A 22,032-nucleotide genomic window follows, 5' to 3' on the forward strand; every position below is an offset into this window, starting at 1 on the left:
CGATATGCTGGCGAAAAATCCCTTGCTGCTGGTCCTCGTCATCACCGCGGGGATTCTCAATTACGTCGACCGCCAGCTCATCGCGGTGCTCAAGCCGATACTGGCGCGAGATCTGGGCTGGAGCGACGCCGATTACGGCGATCTCGCCGCTCTGTTTCAGTTCGGCGCGGTCGCGGCTTTTCCGCTGGTGGGCTGGCTGGTCGATCGGCTCGGGCCGCGCCTGTCCAACCTTGTCGCCGTGGGCTCATGGAGTCTCGCCGCCGCCTCCCACGGACTCGTGGTCGGCTTCGGCGCCTTCAGCCTCGCGCGTCTAGCGCTGGGCGCCACCGAGGCGATGGGGACGCCGACCGCAGTCAAGACCCTCGCGGCTCTGTTTGATTCCCGCGGCCGCGCACTGGCGCTCGGGCTGATGAATGGCGCGAGCAGCGTCGGGGCCATTGTCACGCCGCTGGCGGTTCCGGCGCTCGCGCTCATTTACGGCTGGCGCATCTGCTTTCTCGGAGTCGGCGCCATCGGCATGGTCTGGTGCGCGGCCTGGCTGTACGCGTCGCGCCGGTTGACGCCGTCCGCGCCGGCCGACGAAACCGACGGCGCGCGCGAAAAAGACTCCTGGCGCCTCGTCCTGGCGGACCGCGCGACATGGGCGCTGGTCGTCGCCAAGGTCCTGTCGGATCAGGCATGGTGGCTGCTGCTGTTCTGGCTGCCCGATCTGTTCCACCGCATGTTCGCGCTGGAGGGCGGCGCGCTCGGTCTGCCGGTCGCCTGCATCTACGCCTGCGCGGCGGCGGGGTCGTTCGTTGGCGGCGCCGCTTCGTCGCTGCTTTGGCGCCAACGAGAGGTCGGCGTCGCGCGCAGGCGCGTGATGACGGTCTCCGCGCTCGCCGCCGCCGTCATGCCCCTGGCGGCGTTCACAGATCAGCTCTGGCAGGCGACGGCGCTGCTCGGCTTGGTGCTGGCGGCGCACCAAAGTTTTTCGGTCAACCTGTTCGCCACGCTCACAGACGCTGTTCCAGCGGCGCGGGTGGGCCGCGTCACCGCGCTGGGCGCGCTCTGCGGCAATCTCGGCGGCATGGCGCTGCTCGCCGCGACCGGACGCGCGCTCGCGGCGGGAAGCGGCTATCTTCCCATCCTGCTGGCTTCGGCCTGCGCCTATCTGATGGCGCCGGTCGCGCTGCGGCTGCTCGCGACGCGCGTCCATTTTCCTTGATTCGCGCCGGACAAAGACTTAATCCTATTAAACTTATATCTTTATCATTGATTCCAGGCAGGACTTCCATGCCTCGCTTCAAATCACTTGTTCTCATCAGCGTGGCGCTGACAACTATTCCCGCGCTCGCCAAACCAATATTGCATCGGAATGAACCTGAGATCCTGGTCGTTCCTGATGTGGACGTGGATGGCGCCGCACTTGACGAAACGGCTTATGCGCGTCTGCGCAAAGCTGTGGAAGCTTTCGCCGAAAACCACGCCTTGGCGCCCGCGGCCACGCCGAAGTTCTTGATCGCCTCCGTTGGCGTGAAACCCTCGACCGCGCTGCAATTGAAAATGGAGACGCGGGACCGCTCAATCGACGTCATGATCGATAAGAACGGTTTGTTTTCCCTACCCCCGCTCGAAAACGCAGAAATTGAAACGGCTCGTCTCGTTCTGAACCAGCCGCGAAACGCCCAAAAATGGGCGCCGTTCGTACGCTCGCCCGATTTGCCGAAAAATCATTTGCGCTTCGGCGATCTAAGGATGGAATGCGAAATGCGCTGGGCCTTCGTGAAAGAAACATTCGACTTCGCCAACCGAACGCTGCTGCAATCGATTGGCGGACCTTGTCACAGCGCGATGGTGCGTGTGCATTACGAAAGCCCACGCCCATTGGCGGCGGTCGCGCTCGTGCAAGGCGAGCGGCGCGAAACCCTGGATGCCCGATTGATCTCCGGCGATGGACGTATCTTCTTCCCACCCATCAGCGATACACAGTGGGACGATGACGCCTTGCTGGAATTACAATTCAAATAATCACGCTTGTTTCGGCATCGAACGGCCGCTTCCGATCCATTTGGATCGTTTCCAAGAACAAGAAGCAAGCGCGCCCAAGGACTGATTCACTGTTACTGAGCCCGCGCCAGACGGTCGAGGTGCAGGAAATGCGGATGACGAACAGCTTCCGCCTCGCGCCGCACCCTCGCGTTCTGGTCGGTCACGGCGACAGGCTCGATCACCCAGACCGAGGCCAGATCCGCCTCGGGGTCGGAAAGGCGCAGCGCGCGATAATGGCGCTGGAACAATTCGCCGGTGATGTGCACCTTGATCGGACGGCCCTTGATCTGCACGGAGCGGCCGTCGCGATGCGCCAGCGTGATCGCCACCGTGCCGTCGAACCACAGGCTGCGCACCATGTTCTTGTTGGTGGTCGAGGATTCCAGCAATTCGAGATAATGCAGACAGCCGTCCTCGCCGAGATGCAGCGATTGTTTCGCCACCGCATGAGGCGCGCCGTCGGCGCCGACGGTCGCCAGAATCTTTATCGTTTCGGGATCGTCCAGCAGGGCCGTGACGGCGGGGGAGAGACGCGAGGTCATGTCTGATCCTTACTGCAGGCGGGCGAGGTCGCTGTCCGGGTGATTGCCGCAACGGCGGTAATCGTCGAAATCGACCGACAGGCCGTGGCGAGCGCGAATCTCCTGCAAGCCGCTGGCGAGGCGGATAAAATAATCCAGCGAGGGCGATCTCAGCTCGGAGAATTTCGAGCCCTTCTGCGGCGCCCAGACCGTATGCACGGTGGTCACGCCTTTTTGCGCCAGATCCTCCGCCTCGTCCAGCGTGGCGCGCAACGCCTCGGCCTCGGATGGGAACCCGTGCGGGGCGGCGGTTTCGACCCCGCCGACGATCCCGGTATTGACATTGCCGCGCCCGAAAATGTCCACCGCGCGGACGAGGCGATCTTTCCATTCGCGATAGCCGATGTGATGCGCCTTGCCGGGGCAAATCCAATTGAAGCGCTGCTCGTCCAGCACCTCGATATTGGAGGTGTAGCTGCCCAGCCCGGTCTCCTCGCGCAGACGGATCAACTGCTTCTCGCTGAACGGACTGGCCAGCAATTGGCTGGGAAAGCGCGGCGTGGCGAACACCTCGCCAATGGCGCGCAACAGCTTGATGTAATAGTCTAGCTCGGCGTCGAGCATTTCCCTGCCTTTGATCACCGAGCCGCCGGTGATGTGGATGTTGGTGAAGCGGCCCGGCTCCTTCAGCGCCTCGGCGATACATTCCTTGACGTCTTCCGGCTTGAGCCGGGTCGGCAGGTCATAGGCCTCACGCAACTGGCTGTGATGATGCGGCAGCGGGCAGAACTGGCAACCCTGATCATCGACATGGGCGAAGTGACAAAAGCTGCTGGCGAAAATATCCAGCCGCTGCGGCCGCGCCGACACCACTTCCTTCATTGGCAGGCCGGAGCTGGTCTTCTTGTCGTAATAGAGCGGCTTCGGCCAGAGTTCGACGGTCTCCACCACCTGCCCCGCGTCGATAAGCACGAAGGCGCCGTCGATAAAGTCGACGTCATAGGGGTTGCGGTCGCGCGGCTGGGGATAGGCGAGAATGGTCGTACCATCGCGCAACAGCATGGAATGAGGATAGGCGACGCCTTCCCACATATAGATCTGGTGACGCGTGGGATCGACGGCGGCCATGGCGCGCCGGGTGTAATGCAGGCCGCGCCGCTGGACGTCGATCTTGATGGCGATCAACCTGGGGAAATCGGGATGGGCGCCGAGGACTTCGGCAAAAGTCGCCTCGTCACGGCGCGGGATGCGAGACACGCAAACCATGAATCGTCCTTTTGTTGCGCCGCCAAATGGCGCGCTCTGATCCGCGCCAATAATCTTGTTTCCTAGTAGGAACGTCAATTTCTATTCATTTTCCTGCTCATGCGCCGATGCTATGCGACGGAACGCGGCGAGATCGCGATGGTCCGTTTGACCGGCGTAGGTCGCAGCAGCCAATGCAGGCTCACGTCAAATGGGATCTGCGCGCAAAATGCTTTTCAGCCGCTCAATATTTGGCTGCGACCGTCGTCGGCGGCTCGGCGATCCAGAGCGGAACAATGATAATCGCCCATCCGCGCGTTTCAAAACCGCCCTAATTGGTTTCGGCCACGGTGCGGGTCAATTTGAACGCGACGTCGACGGCGCCGAAATCATAACCGACCAGGCCGCCGAGCACCAACTGGCTCTGTTTCGCATAGCCGACGTAAGGCTGGTCGAGATCCCATGAGGCGTAGCCGACGGCGCCGGCTTCGGATTGAATTCCGCGCCGTTGCGCAGCATCGCGTGCATGATGATCGCAAGCCGACGGGCGAGCGCAATCCGCGCTTTGCGCATGGTCGAGCGCTTGGCGATGGCGAAGGCCCAATCTCTGAGCTTCATCGGGGCCTTGCGGCGTGTCAGCAACACATTGGCGGCCTCGTAAAGCAGTGTCCGCACGCGTCTGTCGCCGCATTTGGAGATGCTCCCGGTGTAGTCGATCTCGCCGGACTGGTAGCGTCGTGGACCCGAAGGCCAGCAGTTCGCCACCTATATCGGCTGGCTGATGCACGGGAAGGCTGGCGGCATGGCACGGAGCCTGTTTGTTTCGCCCGGCGCCGTTGCGATCATGACGCTCAGCCTACGCGGCCTTCTGCAAGTTTGTAGCCTCAACGCCACACTCCCAGGGCGTGTCTTGCCGCATTGATCTCGATCAATACTGCGAACATAGCGAGACTAGACACATTTCATTGTGGCGTTTCGGCGCCGTGCCCTTCTTGGGCGATTCCTCCCTGACTCCGGCCGCCCTGCGAGGGGCGGCTTTCTTTTTCGGCGGCATTGAGCGACCTCAAAGCAACGGCAGCGCGGGAGGATATTAATCCTCTTCCGATGTCGCCAAAAACATCAGGCATGACAACGGCCTCGTTTTCGATTAAACTAGTTGCCGTGTCATGGAACGATTGATGGCGAACTGGCTCCGTCTCATATGCTCTGTCCTGGCTCTCGTCGGTCTGCTGGCCGCGGGAACGAGCGGAGCGTTTGCGTCGAAAAGCCATCACCATTGCTGCCCGGAAATGTCCTCCGCCACGACGCAAATGTCCTCCGCCATGTTGATGGACGATCGTTCGGCGGGCGGGGCCGGCGACACTCACGGCGCTTTGCCGGAATGCTGCGTGATGGCCGTGTGCGCCATCGTAACGCCGATGCCTCCGCGCGTGGCGTCCGTTGCCGAACCGGGCGCCTTTGCGCGATCCGTGTCGCCTTCGCGCGACGACGCCATCCTGCCGAGCCGTTCTCCTTCTCCCGATCTGCGACCTCCCATCGCCTGAAGCCGTGAACAAACGCCTTCGCTCGTCCCAAGACGGGCGGATGCTGCGTGTCTTCATGCTTTGAGCCGGTCCGCCGGTCGGGAGTCCCAACATCATGACCTCGTCTTTTCGCCTCATGGGCGCGCTTGCGCTCGCGGGAGGCGTCGCCTGCGCTGCGGCGTCGGCAATCCCGCTGCTTTCAAACGTCACAATCGTTTCCGCCGCCCAGGCCGAGGACGATCCGGTGTTGTTTTACCGCGATCCGATGGGCGGCCCGGAAGTGTCCAGGACGCCCAAAAAGGACGGCATGGGCATGGATTTCCTGGCTGTCCGGCGCTCGGTCGTTGTGGCGCTGAACGCGAAGCTTCCTGCGCCGTCGCGGTCCGCCGAGGCGCCGTTGTTCTGGCGCGACGCGATGGGCGGAACGGAAATCTCGCTGTCGCCCAAGAAAGATTCGATGGGCATGGATTTCCTGCCCGTGCGCGCCGCCGACCTCGCCGCCGTGCTGCCGCCGCTCGGCGGCGCGGCGCCGCTCAACACTTCGCCTGAGCCTTCCAAAAAGCGCATCCTTTATTACCGCAATCCCATGGGGCTCGCCGACGTCTCGCCCGTTCCGAAAAAGGATGCGATGGGCATGGATTACCGGCCGGTGTACGAGGGCGAGGATGATGATTCCTCCTCTGTTCACATCGCGACGGGCAAGGTGCAGCGCACCGGCGTGCGTACGGAGGCGGCGACGACGCGGTCCATCGTTTCAAAGATCATCGTCCCCGGCGTGATCCAGCTCGACGAGCGCCGCATCACCCTCGTGTCCACAAGATCGACCACCTTCATCGAAAAGGTCGCCGAGGTGACGACCGGCGATCAGGTCAGGAAAGGCCAGGTCCTCTTCCGCTTCTATTCGCCGGAAATCGCCTCCGCCGCCGCACAGTACTTCTCGAATCCGGGCTTTGAAGGCGCCCGCAAGCGCCTTGACGTGCTGGACGTTCCCGCCGAATTCATCGCCGAAATCGACCGCTCGCGAAAAATTCCGTTGAGCCTCGAATGGCGGTCTCCGCGCGACGGCGTCGTGTTTGAGCGCAACGCCTACGAGGGCATGCGAGCGGATCCAGGCCAGCAATTGTTCAAGATCGTGGACATGACCTCCGTCTGGGCGTTGGTCGACGTCGCCGAGCGCGACTACATGCGGATCAAGATCGGGCAAAAGGTCTCCGTCCAGCCGCGGGGGATGGCGGGCCGCAGCTTCAGCGGCGTGGTCACCCTCGTCTATCCGCAGATCAACAAGGAAACGCGCACTGTGCGCATTCGCGTCGAACTGCAAAATCCCGACCTGCTGCTCAAGCCGGACATGTATGTCGACGCCGAGATCGCCGCCGGCGAGGGCGGCAAAGTCGTCACCGTGCCCGACAGCGCCGTGATCGATTCCGGCGCGAAACAGCTCGTCCTGATCGACCGTGGCGAGGGCCGCTTCGAGCCGCGCGCGGTCAGGACCGGGCGGCGCGGCGAAGGCTCCGTCGAAATCCGGGAGGGCGTCGCGGAGGGCGACAAGGTCGTGACTTCAGCGAATTTCCTGATCGACGCCGAGAGCAATCTCAAGGCGGCGCTGAAGGGGCTGACCATGGGAGAGGCGAAATGATCGGCAAACTCATCGCCTGGTCGGCGCGCAATGTCGTTTTGATCCTCATCGGCACGGCCTTCATGGTCGCCGCCGGCGTCTTTGCGGTCAAAACCCTGCCGCTGGACGCGCTTCCCGACCTCTCCGACGCGCAGGTCATCGTCTATACGGAATTTCCGGGCCAGGCGCCGCAGGTGGTGGAGGATCAGGTCACCTATCCGCTGGCCAGCTCGATGCTGACGGTGCCCCGCTCGAAAGTGGTGCGCGGCTTCTCCTTCTTCGGCGTCTCCTTCGTCTACATCATTTTCGAGGACGGGACCGACATCTACTGGGCGCGCTCGCGCGTGCTCGAATATCTCAGCGCCGCCGGCAGCAAAGTGCCGGCCGGCGTAACGCCGGTGCTTGGGCCGGACGCCACCGGCGTCGGCTGGGTCTATCAATATGCGGTCGTCGCCAAGGAGATGACGCTGGCCGAACTGCGCTCGCTCCAGGACTGGACGATCCGCTACGGTCTGGCCAAGGCGGAAGGCGTGGCCGAGGTCGCCAGCGTCGGCGGCTTCGTCAAGCAATACAATGTCGTGGTCGACCCGAACCGGCTCAAGGCGCTCGGCATTCCCTTGCAGAAGATCCGCGACGCCATTCGCGCCAACAACGCCGACGTTGGCGGCCGCACGGTGGAGCTGTCGGAATTCGAGTTCATCGTGCGCGGGCGCGGCTACGTGCGCGGCATTCCGGATCTCGAACAGATCGTGCTGCGCTCGGACAATGGCACGCCGCTGCTGCTGAAGGATGTGGCGCGCGTCGAGATCGGCCCGGACGAACGGCGCGGCATCACCGAACTGAACGGCGAAGGCGAGGTCGCCAGCGGCATCGCCCTCCAGCGTTACGGCGCCAATGCGCTCACCGTGATCGACAACGTCAAGGCCACGCTGAGCGCGATGGCCTCAAGCCTGCCCAAAGGCGTCGAGATCCTGCCTGTCTATGACCGCTCGCAACTCATTCATGCCGCGATTGAAACGCTGAAGCACACGCTGACCGAGGAAAGCGCCATCGTCGCGCTCGTTTGCATCGTTTTCCTTCTGCATGTGCGCAGCGCCCTCGTCGCCATCGTCATGCTGCCGGTCGGCGTGCTGATGGCGTTCGCGGCGATGAAGGCGTTGGGCCTCGGCTCCAACATCATGAGCCTGGGCGGCATCGCCATCGCCGTCGGCGCCATGGTGGACGCGGCGATCGTGATGATCGAAAACGCCCACAAGCATCTGGAGCGCGCGCCCGTGGGCAAGCCGCGCGTCGACATCCTGATCGAAGCGGCGGTCGAGGTCGGGCCGGCGCTGTTCTTCAGTCTGCTGGTCATCACCGTCTCCTTCCTGCCGATCTTCACGCTGGAAGCCCAGGAGGGACGGCTGTTCAGTCCGCTCGCCTTCACCAAGACCTTTTCCATGGCGGCGGCGGCCTTCCTGTCGGTGACGCTGGTCCCGGCCTTGATGGTCATTTTCGTGCGCGGAAAGATCATCCCCGAGGCCAGGAATCCCATCAACAAGGTCCTGATCTTCGTCTACCGGCCGGTCATCGCCCTGGTGTTGCGCGCCAGGGTGCTGACGATTGTTGTGGCGCTTGGCGTCCTCGTCGCGACTGTCTGGCCGGCCCGCCAGATCGGCAGCGAATTCATGCCGACGCTCAATGAAGGCACGTTGCTCTACATGCCGACGACGCTGCCGGGGCTCTCCGTCACCAAGGCGGCCGAGCTGTTGCAGACGCAGGACCGGATCATCAAGAGCTTCCCGGAAGTGGTGTCGGCCTATGGCAAGGCGGGCCGCGTCTCCAGCGCCACCGATCCGGCGCCGACCGAGATGTTCGAGACGGTGGTCCAGCTCAAGCCCAAGGAGGAATGGCGCGCCGGTCTCACCATCGACAAGCTGATCGCGGAAATGGACGCCGCGCTGCAATTTCCCGGCGTGTCCAACGCCTGGACCATGCCGATCAAGGGCCGCCTCGACATGCTCTCGACCGGAATCCGCACGCCGATCGGCGTCAAGATCTTCGGGCGCGACCTGAACCAGATCGAAAGTCTGGCGCGACAGGTCGAAACCGTCCTGAAAAACGTTCCCGGCACGTCCAGCGCTTACGCCGAACGCATCATCGGCGGCTACTACCTCGACGTCGTCCCCGATCGCTCCGCCCTGGCGCGCTACGGCCTGATGATCGGCGACGTGCAGGACGTGATCGCCACGGCGCTTGGCGGCCAGACCGTGACCACGACGGTTGAAGGGCGTGAACGCTATGGCGTCACCATCCGCTATCCGCGCGACTTCCGCTCGTCGCCCCAGGCGATCGCCAATGACGTGCTCATTCCGCTGCCGGGCGGAGGAACGGCACCGCTCGGAGAGGTGGCCAAAGTCGAACTGGTGCGGGGGCCGACCTCGATCCGCACCGAGAACGGCCAGCTCGCCGCCTATGTCTATGTCGACGTGCGCGACCGCGACATCGGCTCCTACGTCGCCGACGCGCGGCAGGCGGTGGCGAGTTCGGTCGAATTCCCCTCCGGCTATTATGTCACCTGGAGCGGCCAGTTCGAATATATGGAGCGCGCCGCCGCCAAAATGCGCGTGGTCGTGCCGATCACGCTGCTGGTCATTATGCTGCTGCTCTATCTCAACTTCCGCAGCCTGACCGAAACCCTGATCGTGATGGCCTCGCTGCCCTTCGCGCTGATCGGCGGCGTCTGGCTGATGTGGTATCTGGGCTTCAACATGTCTGTGGCGGTGGCGGTCGGCTTCATCGCGCTGGCCGGCGTCGCCGCGGAAACCGGCGTGGTGATGCTGATCTATCTCGACCACGCCCGCAAGGAGGTGATCGCCGAGCGGGTCCGCGAAGGCAGGCTTTTCACCAGAGGCGACCTGCACAAGGCGATCATGCTCGGCGCCGTCGAACGCGTGCGCCCGAAAATGATGACGGTCGTCGCCATCATGGCGGGCCTTGTGCCGATTCTGTGGAGCACCGGCGCGGGCTCCGAAGTGATGCAGCGCATCGCCGTGCCGATGATCGGCGGCATGGTGTCGTCCACGCTGCTGACCCTCATCGTCATTCCTGCGATTTACGATCTGGTCAAGGGATTCGGCCTCCCGCGCGACAACGCGGCGCCCCGACAAGCTGGCGCTTTGCCTGCCTCGGCTAAGGAAGCCGGCCAAATGGCCGCCGAATAGCTCTCAAAAATGGAGACATGACAATGAAATGCATCTATCTGGCCGCCGCGATCGCCGTCGCGCCGCTTGCAATCTTCGCCCCCGCGCGCGCCGCCGATGCGGTGGTCGTGGCGCAGGCGGAGAAACCGACGGGACAGGGCACGATCAATGCGATCGACGCTGCCGGCCACAAGCTCAACATCACCCATGGTCCCGTCGCGGCGCTGAAATGGCCCGGCATGACCATGGATTTCGGCGTCGCGCCCGGCGTCGATCTCGGCGCGCTCAAGACCGGATCGAAGATCACATTCACGCTGACGCATGGCGCAGCGGGCTATGTGATCGACAGCATCAAGCGCGCGGACTGAGCGCCGACGCGAAGTCGGTCGGGCGGCGCGGTCTCGTCCAGAGGCGCCGCCTCGAAAGTCTGCATGGCTGAATGCCGACGATTGCGGCCGGCGGAGGGAAAGAGGTTGAGAATGCTCCACATCAAGGCGCTTTTCGCAGCCATTGTCGCCACGGCGGCGGCGACCGGCGCGGACGCCCAGAACGTTACGGCTTGGCGCTCGCCGGAGTGCGGCTGTTGCGAGCGCTGGGCGCAAAGTCTGGAAGCCGCGGGAATGCATGTGGCAATGCACGACGCAGCTGACATGGCTGCGGTCAAGAAGACTCATGGCGTGCCGCAGAAGGTCGCCTCCTGCCACACCGCAAAGGTCGATGGCTATACGATCGAGGGGCACGTTCCCGCGCGGGAGATAAGGCGCCTTCTCGACGAGCGCCCCGTGGCCGTTGGCCTCAGCGCGCCGGGCATGCCGCTCGGCTCTCCAGGAATGGAGGGTGGAGCGCGCGAACCCTATCAGGTTCTGCTCATCAAGAAAGACGGAACGACGCAGGTGTTCGCCGCATATCCTTGACCGGCAGTCGTCCGGCGAACAATCAACGAGGAAGTGATATGACGTTCACAAAACATGGTTTGATCACAGCCGCCGCCCTGATCGGAGCCGCCTCGTTCAGCGGCGTTTTCGTCACGGAAGCCGACGCGCACGCGCATATGAAAGGCGCGTCGCCTGCTCCGAATTCGGTGGCGTCCACGCCGCCGGAAACGATCCGCATCGAGTTCAATGAAAAGATCGAGGCGAACGTCAGCGCGATCGAGATCGTCGGCCCCGGCGGAATCGTCGGCGCCAATGGCAAGGCCACGACAGAGTCCTCGGCGCTGAACGCGCTGATTTTAAAGCCGACGCAACCTTTGGCGGCCGGGGCCTATGAAGTCCGGTGGCGGGCTGTCGGCGTCGACGGCCATCCGATGAAAGGCTCCTACAAATTCGAAATCCGCCCGTGACGGGCGCCCAAATGGCGATTCTCGTCGCCGCGCGATGGACGCAGTTCATCTCTCTGTTCGCGCTCTTTGGCGGCTCGCTGTTTCCGTTTTACGCGACGTTCGGAGACGCGCGCGCGCGACCACGAATCGCGGCGCCTGGCGCGAAGGGTTCTCGCTGTCGCCGGCGCCGCTCAGATCGTTTCGATCGTCGTCTGGCTGGCCGTGACCATCGCGGGCCTGGGCGATGGTTGGGGCGCGCTTTCCGACGTGGATTTGACGACATCCTATTTGCTTGACACCGGTTTCGGCCATGTCTGGCTGGCTCGGCTTGCGCTGTCGCTCGGACTCGCCGGGATTCTGTTTGCGGCAAGATCATCCCTGTTCGAGCGCAACGTACCGAACTGCGCCGCCGTGATCGTGTCGGGTCTCCTGCTCGTCGTTCAGGCGGGCGCGGGCCACGCCGCTGCGGCTCCAGATGATTTGCGCGCGATCGTCCAGGCCTTCTATGCGCTGCATGTGCTGGGCGCCGCCGCATGGATCGGCGGCCTTTGGCCGCTCCTCGCCACGCTCGCATCCGCGAGGAACGATGCGCATCAGGATACGCTGGTGTGTTTCGTGCTGGGGCGCTTCGGGTTGATGGCGAGTTTCGCCGTCGCGCTGGTCGTTGTCGGCGGCGCCGTCAACGCGTGGCCGCAACTGAAGCAGCCGTCGTTTTCGCCGGGCTCTTTATGGTCGATCATGCTGACCGCGAAGATGCTTCTCTTCGCCATGCTGCTGGCCATCGCTTGTCTCAACCGGTTTCGCCTCGGACCTCGCATGGCGTCCGATCCCGCTGGGACGAAGGCGCAGATCCTCCGCAACGTCGTGCTGGATCAATGGCTCGCGCTTGCCGTTCTGTTCGCGGTCGCAATCCTTGGCGCTGTTTCGCCGGAAGGAAACTGACCTGCTCGGGATGTATTCATTCAAGGCAATTCATAGCAATGCGACAAGACTTCGGATATAATGGCGGTTGCTTGGAGATGATGGTGCTTCGTCCGATCGGTTCCATTGCGCTTTGGTTGGCGGCTGCGCTTTTTGCGGGCCTGCTGGCGCTTGGCTCAACGACGGCTTCCGCCCATCCAGGACACGACCATCACGCCGATCCCGCCCTTCATGCCACCTCGCCCTCGTCGTCATTCAAGCCGACAGCGGAATTCGCGGTAAGGCCAGCGGTGATCGCCCCGACCGAAACAGATCACGCCCCCAAGACTACGGCCATGCAGCGAGGGGTTTCAGCCGCATTTGTATCGGTTTCGCGTCACGGCGAGGGAGGCGGTCTCTGCCATTGTGGCGTTTGCAGCAACGGCGTGGCATGCTGCTGCGCGTCGGTCTGCGTCAGTTCTGACGTTGAGCACGCGCGTCCGCCGGTTTCGGCGGCGTCACGCCTGCATTTGGGCGGATATTTGCCTGTCGAGGGCATCGAACCTGGCGGGCAACTGGATCCCCCCAAACACTCGGTCTGAACGCAAGCCATAGGCGTCGCTAAGCGATCGCCTTGCCGTTTCAGCCGGGAAATTCCTCATGTCGACCTTATCCTTAAGCGCTGCGGCGACTTTCCGCCGTCGCTCAATCGCGTCCGCTGTCGCCCGGTTCAAAGCCGGACATCCAGGCGGAGCATCGCCTGGACAGACGTCGATCAGGCGACTCAAACGACGGCACGACATTTCCACTCATTGAGGTGCGCGTCACGGCGTCATGCCCACTCGGCGGCGCATGCACACCTGCGACCCCATAGGCGGTCGATCGCCGACGACCAAAATCCAGGAGCATCCATCATGGCCCAAATGCGCGAAGGTCACACCCATCACAGCCCCGTTCACGACGAAGCGGACAACGCCGGGCATGTTCACGACACCCGGCGCGAAGCGAATCGCGTCAAGGACCCGGTCTGCGGCATGACCGTCGACCCGGCGAAAACCGCGCACATGGCCGAACATGCCGGCTCGCTTTATCACTTCTGCACCGCCGGCTGCCGAACAAAATTCATCGCCGAACCGGCGCGCTACCTCGAAGCGGCGGAGGCCGCGGGAACAGCGACTGAGGGGACGATCTACACCTACACCTGCCCAATGCATCCGGAGATACGGCGAAACGCGCCGGGTAGCTGCCCGATCTGCGGCATGGCGCTTGAGCCTCTGGTCGCGACATCGGAGACCGGACTAAGCCCCGAACTCAAGGACATGAAGCGGAGATTCTGGATCGGCCTCGCGATCACGGCGCCAGTTTTCCTGCTGGAGATGGGCGGACACCTGATCGGCCTCGATCACGTCATCGACCGTACGACATCCAACTGGATCCAACTGGCGCTCGCCACGCCGGTGGTGCTCTGGGCCGGCTGGCCGTTCTTCGTGCGCGGCGCGCAATCGCTCGTCACGCGCAAGCTCAATATGTTCACGCTAATCGCCATGGGCACGGGCATCGCCTGGTTCTACAGCGCGGTCGCGACCTTAGCGCCCAAGATATTCCCGGCCGCCTTCCGCGCCGCCGACGGGTCGGTGGCGGTCTATTTCGAGGCGGCGGCAGTCATTACCGTTCTTGTGCTGCTCGGTCAGGTGCTGGAATTGCGGGCGCGCGAAACGACGAGCGGCGCCATTCGCGCGCTGCTTGATCTCGCACCAAAAACCGCGCGCCGGATCAAGGCCGACGGTTCGGAGGAGGAAGTCCCGCTCGAAGACGTCAAGGTCGGCGACAAGCTGCGCGTGCGTCCCGGCGAAAAAGTGCCGGTCGACGCCGCCGTGATCGAGGGAAGAAGCGCGGTGGACGAATCCATGGTCACCGGCGAATCCATGCCGGTCACCAAGGAAGCGGGGGCCAAGGTCATCGGCGGCGCCATCAACCAGAGCGGCGCGCTGATCGTGGTCGCCGAAAAGGTCGGCAGCGACACCATGCTCGCGCGGATCGTCCAACTCGTCGCTGAAGCGCAGCGCAGCCGCGCGCCGATCCAGCGGCTCGCCGACGAGGTCGCGGGCTGGTTCGTCCCCGCGGTGATCGGCGTGGCGGCGCTCGCCTTCGTCGCATGGTCGCTGTTCGGGCCGGAGCCGCGCTTTTCCTACGGGCTGATCGCCGCCGTCGCCGTGCTCATCATCGCCTGCCCCTGCGCGCTCGGCTTGGCCACGCCCATGTCGATCATGGTCGGCGTCGGGCGCGGCGCCGAACTCGGCGTGCTGATCAAGAACGCCGAAGCGCTGGAGCGGATGGAGAAGGTCGACACATTGGTGGTGGACAAGACGGGCACGCTCACCAAGGGCAAGCCTGCGGTTACGGCCATCATCCCCGTCGACGGGTTCGACGAACGGGAGCTGCTTCGCCTGGCGGCGGCCGTCGAGCGGGCGAGCGAACATCCGCTTGCCCGCGCGATCGTCGAAGCAGCCGGCAAGCGCGGGATTTCGGCGCCTGCCGTCGAGAACTTCGATTCGCCCACGGGCCGCGGCGCGCTGGGAACGGTGGAAGGCAAGGCCATTCTGCTCGGCAATGCGCGGTTTCTCAAAGAGAGTGGCGTGGAGAGCGGCGATCTCGCGCAAGAGGCCGACCGCCTGCGCGAGGATGGCGCGACGGCGATTTTCATCGCAGTCGATGATCGCGCCGCCGGCGTCTTCGCTATCGCCGATCCGGTGAAGGAAACCACGCCGGAAGCCCTCGCCGCCCTGAAGGCTGCGGGCGTCAAGACGGTGATGCTGACTGGAGACAATTGGACGACCGCGCGCGCGGTGGCGCGGCGTCTCGGCATCGAGGATGTCGAAGCCGAGTTTTTGCCCGATCAGAAAAGTGCGGTGGTGCAACGCTACAAGGCGGCGGGTCGCATCGTCGCCATGGCGGGCGATGGCGTCAACGACGCCCCGGCTCTCGCCGCCGCAGATGTCGGCATCGCGATGGGCGGGGGAACAGATGTGGCGATGGAAAGCGCCGGCGTCACCCTGCTGAAGGGCGACCTCACCGGCATCGTGCGCGCGCGCCGGCTGTCGCAGGCGACCATGGGCAATATCCGGCAAAACCTGTTCTTTGCCTTCGTTTACAACGCTCTCGGAGTACCGATCGCAGCGGGCGCCCTCTATCCGATGTTCGGGATCCTGCTTTCACCCATCATAGCGGCGGCGGCCATGGCGCTCTCGTCGGTCAGCGTCATTTCCAACGCCGCGCGGCTGCGGCGCGTGAAGCTGTAGGCGGAGGCGCGAAGCTATGAAACGCAAGGCGGTGACAAAAGGCACGATCGGAGGGGCGCCCCAGCGACCCCTCGGGTCGCGGCTTGTCGCCGCGTTTCGACGGTTGCTGCTGTGCCTGACGCTGGTCGGACTGGTGTTTGCGCCCGTGAGCAGCTTCGCCCATCAGCCCATGGATTCTGGCGCCGCGGTCAGCATGGCGGACGATGAGCCTTGCAGTTCTCACGATATGCCGGACGGCTGCCAGGATTGCGCGCTGATGGCGTCCTGCGCAATCCACTGCTTTCACATCGGGGTTTCCGATTTCGGCGTCTCCTTCGTTGCCGATTGGGAGATTCCGTCACCGGTTGCAGCGCCTGAACAGCCGGTCAATGGGATCGATCATGCGCCACCACGCCGGCCGCCACGCGAGAAGAAAGGTCGGGGCAAATGTCCAGTGGCCGCCTTCAATGACAAAGCGATTGGAGGAAATAAATACTGTATTTATACAGTAAACAACGACCTACACCCTTTTATATATACTGGATAATACTTTGACATATTGATTTACATCAATGCCCGCCTCGGATATCAACTCCTCATGACTTACATATTGCTGCTCACAGCAATGGTCCGAGGAGGTCAATATGTTGAAATCGCATTCCACACTCGCGTTTGCCCTTGCCTGCGCGCTCACGACGGCAAGCGTCGCACCGACGCTGGCGATGGGGAGAATGAACGGGCCGGAATGGCTGACGATGATGGAGAAGATCCGCAAGGACAAGGAGCCTGCCGGCTCACCGCTTTGGGTCAATGTCAAAGTCAAGAAAGCTGATGTCGCCGGAGGAACATTGACGATCTCGCATGGCGCGATCTCGAAGATCCATATGCCGGCGATGACGATGACCTTCCCGGTGACCGATCCGACGCATCTGCAAATGCTGCACAAGGGCGACCCGGTCCAAATCGAGGTGGCCAACCAGGACGGTACGGTGCGCGTCATAGACTTCAAGATGCAGCACTAAACCAGCGCCCGAAACCCGCGCGCCGTCTCCGCTCCCGGACGGTGGCGCGCGGGAACGTTTCACATACGAAGCACAGCGCTGGAGGCGAACAGGATGTCACGGAAACGAAAGCTCTTGATCCTGGCGGCAGCGTTCGCGCTGCAAGCCGCTCCAGCTGGCGCTTTCCATTTCGGTAGAGAGCCAGACGTCGATCTGGGCAAATACCGCGCTGCGCGCCAGCACGCCAGCGCCTGCGAAAACAGTCGGTATTTCTGTCTGCAAAACTCCCCCTTATACAGTCGATATCAATCTCTTAGGGCACAATGCGAGATCACGTACGATCAGTGCGTGGGAAAGTGAGCGCATTCCCTTGGTGAACGCGACGGCGATTGAGCCATTCACGAGAGCCGCCATGAATGCCGCTTCCGGCGCCCAGCGGCTGGCGCGGCTTATGGGGATGACCGGATCCAGAGGTGCGCGATGTCCAGCGCCGTTTTCCATTCCAGACGAGCGGCGCGCGAAGCGTTTCAAGGAGTATGATCAATGACATCCGAACATGAACATGGCGGCGCGACGCACGCGGAAGCGCCCGATCACCGCCCCTTGCTCAAGACACCCGCTGGCTGGGCGCTATGCGCGTTCCTCGCAATCGGCGCTTTTTATCTTGTCACCGAGCATACGGCGCATCTGTTCGGCGCCCTGCCTTACCTCCTGTTGCTGGCTTGTCCGCTCATGCACCTGTTCATGCACGGCGGCCATGGCGGCCATCAGCACGGCAAGAGTGAGACCGGCAAGGAGGACCAGCCATGACGCACGACGCTCCCGCCTACGGCCTTTGGTCGCTGGTCATCATCAACAGCGTCTTCTTCATCTTTTTCGCGAGCAGTTTTACCGTAGGGGGCTGGAAGAAGAACTGGCGCGAACTCGGCATGTTCTCGGCTTTCGTGCTGGCGCTGTTTACCGAAATGTACGGCTTTCAGCTGACGATCTACTTCCTGTCTGGATGGCTCGCGACGCATTATCCCGGGACAGACCTGATGTCCCACGACTCCGGTCATCTCTGGTCGACCATCCTCGGTTCCAAGGGCGATCCGCATTTCAGCGTGCTGCACATCGCGAGCAGCCTGCTGATCGGCGCCGGATTTGTCCTTCTCGGCTATTGCTGGCGGCCGCTCTATAAGGCGCAGCGCGCGGGGGAAGTGGCGACGACCGGACCCTACGCCCGCATCCGGCGCCCGCAATACGTCGCCTTCGTCGCCGTGATGCTCGGCTTTCGCGTTCCAGAACAAGGCCGCCGTCTACGATCTGCTGTTCAAGGCGGCGGCCGAAACACTCACGACCATCGCCGCCGATCCGAAACATCTCGGCGCCCGCATCGGCCTCACCGCCGTCCTGCACACCTGGGGGTCGGCGCTGACCCACCATCCCCATGTCCACATCATCGTCCCCGGCGGTGGCCTGTCGCCGGACGGCTCGCGCTGGATCGCCTGCAAGCCGGGCTTCTTCCTGTCGGTGCGCGCGCTGTCGCGCCTGTTCCGGCGGCTGTTCCTCGAAGGTCTCGCCGCGCTTCACAAAGCCGGCGGCCTGGCCTTCTTCGGCGATCTTTCCGCGCTCTCCGATGACGAGGCGTTCGCCGCCGCGCTCGCGCCGTTACGGCGCTGCGAATGGGTGGTTTACGCCAAACGTCCTTTCGCCGGACCGAAGGCTGTGCTCGCCTATCTGTCGCGCTACAACCACCGCGTCGCGATCTCGAACTCCCGGCTCGTCGCGATGGATGATGCGGGCGTCACATTCAAATGGAAGGATTCGGCCAGAAAGTCTTCGCCATGACGGAGGCCTCCGTCATGAGAGAAGTGGCGGTCGAGACCTCGAAACCTGCTTCCACTGGAAACTGACGGCGCCCGCCGGAACCACGCTAAAACTGGAGTGATCGCTTGTGTGAAGCCAGTAACGGTCAGGCGCGGGAGATCCCGAGATCCGGACGGAACCGCGCGCGCCCGCCAGCGGTTTGACGTGCAGCGGCGTGGGGCTCCTCCCGTTCCATCTCCAGCAATGGATTTCCGCATGTGACCGAGGGTGGGGACATGACGTCCGGTGGGGCGGGCGACGGCGGCGAACGGGTGTCCACGGGCATTCCCGGCCTCGACGAAATCCTTATCGGCGGCCTCGCCCGCCACCGGCTCTGTCTTGTCGAGGGCTTGCCCGGAGCCGGCAAGACCACCTTCACGCTGCAATTCCTGCTGGAGGGGCGGCGCCGGGGCGAGCGCAGCATGTATGTCACGCTCTCCGAGACCGAGGACGAGTTGCGCGCGGCCGCCGCCTCGCACGGCTGGTCGCTCGACGGCCTCTCCGTGATCGAGCTGAGCACCGTCCGCAGCGTGGACGACCAGCAGACCCTGCTCCACCCCGCCGAATTCGAACTCGGCGAGACCACCGGGCGCATTCTGGCGCGGGTCGAGCAGGAAAAGCCGGAACGCCTCGTCATCGACAACCTCTCCGAGCTGCGTATGCTGGCCCAGACGCCGCTGCGCTACCGCTGGCAGTTCTTCGCGCTGCGCCGCGTCTTCACCCGCCTGGGCTGCACTGTCCTCATGCTCGACGACAAGACGGCGCGTCCCTACGACCTGCAGGTGCATACCATCGTCCATGGCGTGATCGCGCTGGAGCGCGGCAGCCTGGACACCTACGGGGCCGAGCGGCTCGCGCTGAATGCCGTGAAGATGCGCGGCCTCGAATTCCATCGCGGCGCCCACGATTACGCCATCAACACGGGGGGCCTCGCGGTCTATCCGCGCGTCGCCACCTATCCGGGAAGGCCCGAACCCCTATCCGCCATCGTCAGCACCGGCGTCCCCAAGCTGGACGACTTGCTGGGAGGCGGGCTGGCGACCGGCTCCAGCACGCTATTAATCGGGCCGACGGGCACGGGCAAGTCGTCCGCCGTGACCCGCTGCATGCTCGCGGCGCTTCAGCGCGGCGAATCGGCGGCGTGCTTCATTTTCGACGAACAGCGCAGCACTCTGCGCCAACGCTCCGCCAGCCTCGGCATGGACCTGGCGCCCTACGAGGAGTCGGGGCGGCTGCGCCTGCACGAATTCAATCCCGGCGAGCTGTCGCCGGGCAGGTTCGCCTACAATGTCACCCGGGCGGTCGAGGTCGATGGCGCGCGGACGATCGTGATCGACAGCCTCAACGGTTATGAGACTGCTCTTGCTCAAACATCCAACGCTCGACCAACTCCACACCCTCGGCCTGCACGGCATGGCCAAAGCCTTCGTCGAAATCGCGGCCTCCAGTGAAGCCTGCGGGCTCAGCCATCCGGAATGGCTCGGTCTTTTGCTCGATCGCGAGGCGTCCCTGCGCCAGGACAAGCGGCTGGCGGCACGGCTGCGCGCCACGAAATTGCGCCAGCAGGCAATGCCTTGGAGCCGTGGCGTCGACTCAGGATTGAGGGGTTTCGAGGTTGCTCAGGCGTGGTGAGTGAATGGGCGAGCCGGCGGCGACGCGCCGAAAAGGCCGACGCGCAGGGCTTGGCCCGCGCGCCGGCGGCGCGTACCATCGCCCGGCTCATGACCATCGGGCGCGCGGATCTTTCGAAATCCGAGACGGTCACTGTCGCGGCGATCGAGCGCGGCGCGCCGGCGCTCGTGGAAGCGCGCGAGATTCTCGCCAGCTTTCAGGCGATGATCCGCAAGAAGGCGTTGCTCGATCTGGATCCGTGGCTGGCGCGCGCACGAAGCAGCCTCGTCGCTTGTTTCGCCAGCGGCGTCGCCAAAGACCGCGCCGCCGTCGCCGCCGCGATCCTCTCTCCCTGGTCCAATGGACAAACAGAAGGGCAGATCACCAAGCTCAAACTTGTGAAACGTCAAATGTACGGCAGAGGAAAAATCGACCTCCTTCAGGCCAGCGTCATCGGACTGCAATAGCTGGTGTCGCCATCAAATGTGCGTCAGAGCCTGTTCCTCGCGGAAATCAACATCCATCTGTTTCCAAATGGCCATCACACGGAAATTCCGACACTCGTCCTACCGGCTCAAGGCGAGCAACGCCGCTCCCCCTATTTCAACAATCGACGGGACATCCCCAGACAGGAGGCAATTACGAGATAATGTCGCCCATCGTTTCCTGGATGATGCCGTCCCCCCGAAATGAGAACCGAAGGCCGCGCGCCCCTCACGCCAAGCCTGCCGTCTCCGCCCGCGCGGGGGGCAAAAACCAGGTGAAGGTGGCGTCGCCGCCGGCAAGGCCGGGCGCGAATCCGTTTCGGGTGGCCGCGTAGGGCCGGTAGTCGAGGCGCCCCAGAAACTCGACCACGTCCGCTGAGGGGAAGGCGCACATCAACGCTGGGCGGGTGCGGCGCAGCGTCTCGCGCGCGCCTTCAAGGATATCCAGCTCCGCCCCCTGGGCATGAACCTTGATCAGGTCCGGCGACAGCGCGAAGGAATCCAACTTACGGCAGGCGACACGGCGATCCTCGACGCGCAGCAGCGATTCGTCGAAGCGGAACATCCGGCCGGGATCGCGCAGCCAAAGCGTCGCCTCCTCGCGGGTCGTCGCGGCCATGCCGTCGCAATCCCAACGGCCGTAGCGCGGAATGAAGAAGGACAATTCGCCCTCGTCGCGGCCCAATGCGCAGGCGTGCAGCGCCAAACGCGGCACCGCGCCGAAGCGCCGGAGCAGCAGCGCGGCGCACAGCGGCTCTGGCTCGAAGGCGACGATCTCGGCCCCGGGCGCCAGGCGCCGGAAGGCGGCGATGCTCTGGCCGCGATTGGCGCCGACATCGACGAACAGACCGCCAAGCGATAAGGCGCGCACGCCGGCGAATTCCGGCTTGGCGACGCAATACGCCGCGATATCCTTCAACGCGAAGCGAAGCCAAGCCGCGCCCGGCGCATGCGCATAAAGATAACGCGCGAAAGCCTTGCCGCTCACGGGCCTGATATCGAGGCCTACGTCCATGGCCGTCTCCCCGACGAATGTGACTTGCGAATAATTTGGCATTTAATTCCGCTGCCCGCAATAATTAATTAATTAACCGAGCGCGAAGCACTGAGTGGGAGCGGTCCCCAGCGCCTTTTCGCACACTGTGATAAATGTGTTGACCGCTTCGTAGCCCAGTCCCGGCCGCAACATTCTGCACCGTCCTGCCACTCGCCAGCTCACGAAGGGCGACGAGAAGGTGGAGTTGCTGTCGCCAGCGTCCGAAGGTCAGTCCTGTCTCGCCGATCAACAGACGCGCCAAGGATCTGTCACTCATCGCGACCGGCTTCGCCCAAATCGATCAAGGCGCTGCGGTCCTAGGGCTCCGCTGTCAGAGCATCGACAATCGCCTGGATCTGGAGCAGGCTTCCGCTTTGGGTCTGTAGGCTTGCGCCTCGGGCTTGTCCCCCGTCGAGCGGTTCGAGCAGAGCGCCA

The 22,032-nt window shown here is 63.7% G+C and carries 18 protein-coding genes and 5 pseudogenes; 16 read left to right on the forward strand and 7 right to left on the reverse strand.

Going from position 1 to position 22,032, the window contains the following annotated elements; translation table 11 throughout:
* The first annotated feature begins 4 nt into the window (after nt 1-4).
* A complete protein-coding gene (locus CFB24_RS19045; protein ID WP_158255293.1) occupies nt 5-1,207 on the forward strand; it encodes an MFS transporter in 1,203 nt (400 codons plus the stop codon).
* A gap of 68 nt (nt 1,208-1,275) precedes the next feature.
* Nucleotides 1,276-2,010, forward strand: a complete 735-nt coding sequence (locus CFB24_RS19050) for a hypothetical protein (RefSeq protein WP_141098510.1) — start codon at nt 1,276-1,278, stop codon at nt 2,008-2,010.
* A gap of 92 nt (nt 2,011-2,102) precedes the next feature.
* On the opposite strand, the gene CFB24_RS19055 is transcribed toward CFB24_RS19050, so the two are convergent.
* The 3 genes and pseudogenes from CFB24_RS19055 to CFB24_RS19065 form a co-directional block, all read right to left on the reverse strand.
* The gene (locus CFB24_RS19055) at nt 2,103-2,573 is read right to left on the reverse strand and encodes a pyridoxamine 5'-phosphate oxidase family protein (RefSeq protein WP_088522224.1); all 471 of its coding nucleotides are present in this window, start codon (nt 2,571-2,573) and stop codon (nt 2,103-2,105) included.
* 9 nt (nt 2,574-2,582) lie between these two features.
* Nucleotides 2,583-3,818 (reverse strand): radical SAM protein, encoded by a 1,236-nt coding sequence (locus CFB24_RS19060; RefSeq protein WP_088522225.1) that lies wholly within the window; start codon nt 3,816-3,818, stop codon nt 2,583-2,585.
* 468 nt (nt 3,819-4,286) lie between these two features.
* Nucleotides 4,287-4,538: pseudogene (locus CFB24_RS19065) on the reverse strand (transposase); the annotation flags it as partial.
* Nucleotides 4,539-5,435: 897 nt separating this feature from the next.
* Here CFB24_RS19065 and CFB24_RS19070 point away from each other — a divergent pair.
* From CFB24_RS19070 to CFB24_RS19110, 9 genes are all read left to right on the forward strand, one after another.
* A complete protein-coding gene (locus CFB24_RS19070) occupies nt 5,436-6,956 on the forward strand; it encodes an efflux RND transporter periplasmic adaptor subunit (protein WP_088522226.1) in 1,521 nt (506 codons plus the stop codon).
* On the forward strand, nt 6,953-10,138 hold the full coding sequence (locus CFB24_RS19075; protein WP_088522227.1) for an efflux RND transporter permease subunit: 3,186 nt from the start codon (nt 6,953-6,955) through the stop codon (nt 10,136-10,138). The genes CFB24_RS19070 and CFB24_RS19075 overlap by 4 nt, the downstream gene beginning before the upstream one ends.
* Before the next feature lie 23 nt (nt 10,139-10,161).
* A complete protein-coding gene (locus CFB24_RS19080) occupies nt 10,162-10,485 on the forward strand; it encodes a copper-binding protein (protein ID WP_088522228.1) in 324 nt (107 codons plus the stop codon).
* A gap of 111 nt (nt 10,486-10,596) precedes the next feature.
* Nucleotides 10,597-11,031, forward strand: coding sequence for a DUF411 domain-containing protein (locus CFB24_RS19085; RefSeq protein ID WP_088522229.1), 435 nt, complete (start codon nt 10,597-10,599; stop codon nt 11,029-11,031).
* Between the two features lie 38 nt (nt 11,032-11,069).
* The gene (gene copC / locus CFB24_RS19090) at nt 11,070-11,459 is read left to right on the forward strand and encodes a copper homeostasis periplasmic binding protein CopC (protein WP_088522230.1); all 390 of its coding nucleotides are present in this window, start codon (nt 11,070-11,072) and stop codon (nt 11,457-11,459) included.
* A 201-nt stretch (nt 11,460-11,660) separates the two neighbouring features.
* The gene (locus CFB24_RS19095) at nt 11,661-12,380 is read left to right on the forward strand and encodes a CopD family protein (RefSeq protein WP_141098511.1); all 720 of its coding nucleotides are present in this window, start codon (nt 11,661-11,663) and stop codon (nt 12,378-12,380) included.
* Between the two features lie 872 nt (nt 12,381-13,252).
* Nucleotides 13,253-15,637: a heavy metal translocating P-type ATPase gene (locus tag CFB24_RS19105; protein ID WP_170068175.1), complete on the forward strand. Its 2,385-nt coding sequence runs from the start codon at nt 13,253-13,255 to the stop codon at nt 15,635-15,637.
* A gap of 16 nt (nt 15,638-15,653) precedes the next feature.
* Nucleotides 15,654-16,163 (forward strand): hypothetical protein, encoded by a 510-nt coding sequence (locus tag CFB24_RS22710; RefSeq protein WP_141098512.1) that lies wholly within the window; start codon nt 15,654-15,656, stop codon nt 16,161-16,163.
* A gap of 97 nt (nt 16,164-16,260) precedes the next feature.
* Entirely contained in the window at nt 16,261-16,638 is a 378-nt protein-coding gene (locus tag CFB24_RS19110; protein WP_088522233.1) for a copper-binding protein, read from the forward strand.
* 96 nt (nt 16,639-16,734) lie between these two features.
* On the opposite strand, the gene CFB24_RS23175 is transcribed toward CFB24_RS19110, so the two are convergent.
* Nucleotides 16,735-16,899: a hypothetical protein gene (locus CFB24_RS23175; protein ID WP_158255294.1), complete on the reverse strand. Its 165-nt coding sequence runs from the start codon at nt 16,897-16,899 to the stop codon at nt 16,735-16,737.
* Nucleotides 16,900-17,160: 261 nt separating this feature from the next.
* Between CFB24_RS23175 and CFB24_RS19115 the strand changes: the two genes are divergently transcribed.
* Nucleotides 17,161-17,427 (forward strand): DUF2933 domain-containing protein, encoded by a 267-nt coding sequence (locus CFB24_RS19115; RefSeq protein WP_088522234.1) that lies wholly within the window; start codon nt 17,161-17,163, stop codon nt 17,425-17,427.
* Here the strand turns inward: CFB24_RS19115 and CFB24_RS22715 are convergent.
* Nucleotides 17,385-17,906, reverse strand: a complete 522-nt coding sequence (locus tag CFB24_RS22715; RefSeq protein ID WP_141098513.1) for a hypothetical protein — start codon at nt 17,904-17,906, stop codon at nt 17,385-17,387. The genes CFB24_RS19115 and CFB24_RS22715 overlap by 43 nt on opposite strands.
* On the opposite strand from CFB24_RS22715, the pseudogene CFB24_RS19120 reads away from it, so the two are divergent.
* The 4 genes and pseudogenes from CFB24_RS19120 to CFB24_RS19135 form a co-directional block, all read left to right on the forward strand.
* A pseudogene (locus CFB24_RS19120) lies at nt 17,884-18,423 on the forward strand (IS91 family transposase); the annotation flags it as partial. The gene CFB24_RS22715 and the pseudogene CFB24_RS19120 sit on opposite strands and share 23 nt — an antisense overlap.
* Nucleotides 18,424-18,701: 278 nt before the next feature.
* Nucleotides 18,702-19,916 carry an ATPase domain-containing protein gene (locus tag CFB24_RS19125; RefSeq protein ID WP_088522235.1) on the forward strand — a complete coding sequence of 405 codons (1,215 nt, stop codon included), beginning with the start codon at nt 18,702-18,704 and terminating at the stop codon, nt 19,914-19,916.
* Nucleotides 19,828-20,067: pseudogene (locus CFB24_RS19130) on the forward strand (ATP-binding protein); the annotation flags it as partial. The gene CFB24_RS19125 and the pseudogene CFB24_RS19130, both read left to right, overlap by 89 nt.
* Nucleotides 20,022-20,543, forward strand: a pseudogene (locus tag CFB24_RS19135) (transposase); the annotation flags it as partial. The pseudogenes CFB24_RS19130 and CFB24_RS19135, both read left to right, overlap by 46 nt.
* A 247-nt stretch (nt 20,544-20,790) precedes the next feature.
* On the opposite strand, the gene CFB24_RS19140 reads toward CFB24_RS19135, so the two are convergent.
* A complete protein-coding gene (locus CFB24_RS19140) occupies nt 20,791-21,576 on the reverse strand; it encodes an FkbM family methyltransferase (RefSeq protein WP_158255295.1) in 786 nt (261 codons plus the stop codon).
* A gap of 72 nt (nt 21,577-21,648) precedes the next feature.
* Nucleotides 21,649-21,956 (reverse strand): annotated as a pseudogene (locus CFB24_RS19145) (helix-turn-helix domain-containing protein); the annotation flags it as partial.
* Nucleotides 21,957-22,032 lie beyond the last annotated feature (76 nt).

The sequence above is a fragment of the Rhodoblastus acidophilus genome, assembly GCF_900187365.1.
Lineage (GTDB): Bacteria > Pseudomonadota > Alphaproteobacteria > Rhizobiales > Beijerinckiaceae > Rhodoblastus > Rhodoblastus acidophilus.

Excerpts from the sequence above, each read along its gene's own strand:
- CFB24_RS19045 (WP_158255293.1), top strand. The coding sequence starts at position 5 with ATGCTGGCGAAAAATCCCTTGCTGCTGGTCCTCGTCATCACCGCGGGG.
- CFB24_RS19050 (WP_141098510.1), top strand. The coding sequence starts at position 1,276 with ATGCCTCGCTTCAAATCACTTGTTCTCATCAGCGTGGCGCTGACAACT.
- CFB24_RS19055 (WP_088522224.1), bottom strand. The coding sequence starts at position 2,573 with ATGACCTCGCGTCTCTCCCCCGCCGTCACGGCCCTGCTGGACGATCCC.
- CFB24_RS19060 (WP_088522225.1), bottom strand. The coding sequence starts at position 3,818 with ATGGTTTGCGTGTCTCGCATCCCGCGCCGTGACGAGGCGACTTTTGCC.
- CFB24_RS19070 (WP_088522226.1), top strand. The coding sequence starts at position 5,436 with ATGACCTCGTCTTTTCGCCTCATGGGCGCGCTTGCGCTCGCGGGAGGC.
- CFB24_RS19075 (WP_088522227.1), top strand. The coding sequence starts at position 6,953 with ATGATCGGCAAACTCATCGCCTGGTCGGCGCGCAATGTCGTTTTGATC.
- CFB24_RS19080 (WP_088522228.1), top strand. The coding sequence starts at position 10,162 with ATGAAATGCATCTATCTGGCCGCCGCGATCGCCGTCGCGCCGCTTGCA.
- CFB24_RS19085 (WP_088522229.1), top strand. The coding sequence starts at position 10,597 with ATGCTCCACATCAAGGCGCTTTTCGCAGCCATTGTCGCCACGGCGGCG.
- copC (WP_088522230.1), top strand. The coding sequence starts at position 11,070 with ATGACGTTCACAAAACATGGTTTGATCACAGCCGCCGCCCTGATCGGA.
- CFB24_RS19105 (WP_170068175.1), top strand. The coding sequence starts at position 13,253 with ATGGCCCAAATGCGCGAAGGTCACACCCATCACAGCCCCGTTCACGAC.
- CFB24_RS22710 (WP_141098512.1), top strand. The coding sequence starts at position 15,654 with ATGAAACGCAAGGCGGTGACAAAAGGCACGATCGGAGGGGCGCCCCAG.
- CFB24_RS19110 (WP_088522233.1), top strand. The coding sequence starts at position 16,261 with ATGTTGAAATCGCATTCCACACTCGCGTTTGCCCTTGCCTGCGCGCTC.
- CFB24_RS19115 (WP_088522234.1), top strand. The coding sequence starts at position 17,161 with ATGACATCCGAACATGAACATGGCGGCGCGACGCACGCGGAAGCGCCC.
- CFB24_RS19125 (WP_088522235.1), top strand. The coding sequence starts at position 18,702 with ATGACGTCCGGTGGGGCGGGCGACGGCGGCGAACGGGTGTCCACGGGC.
- CFB24_RS19140 (WP_158255295.1), bottom strand. The coding sequence starts at position 21,576 with ATGGACGTAGGCCTCGATATCAGGCCCGTGAGCGGCAAGGCTTTCGCG.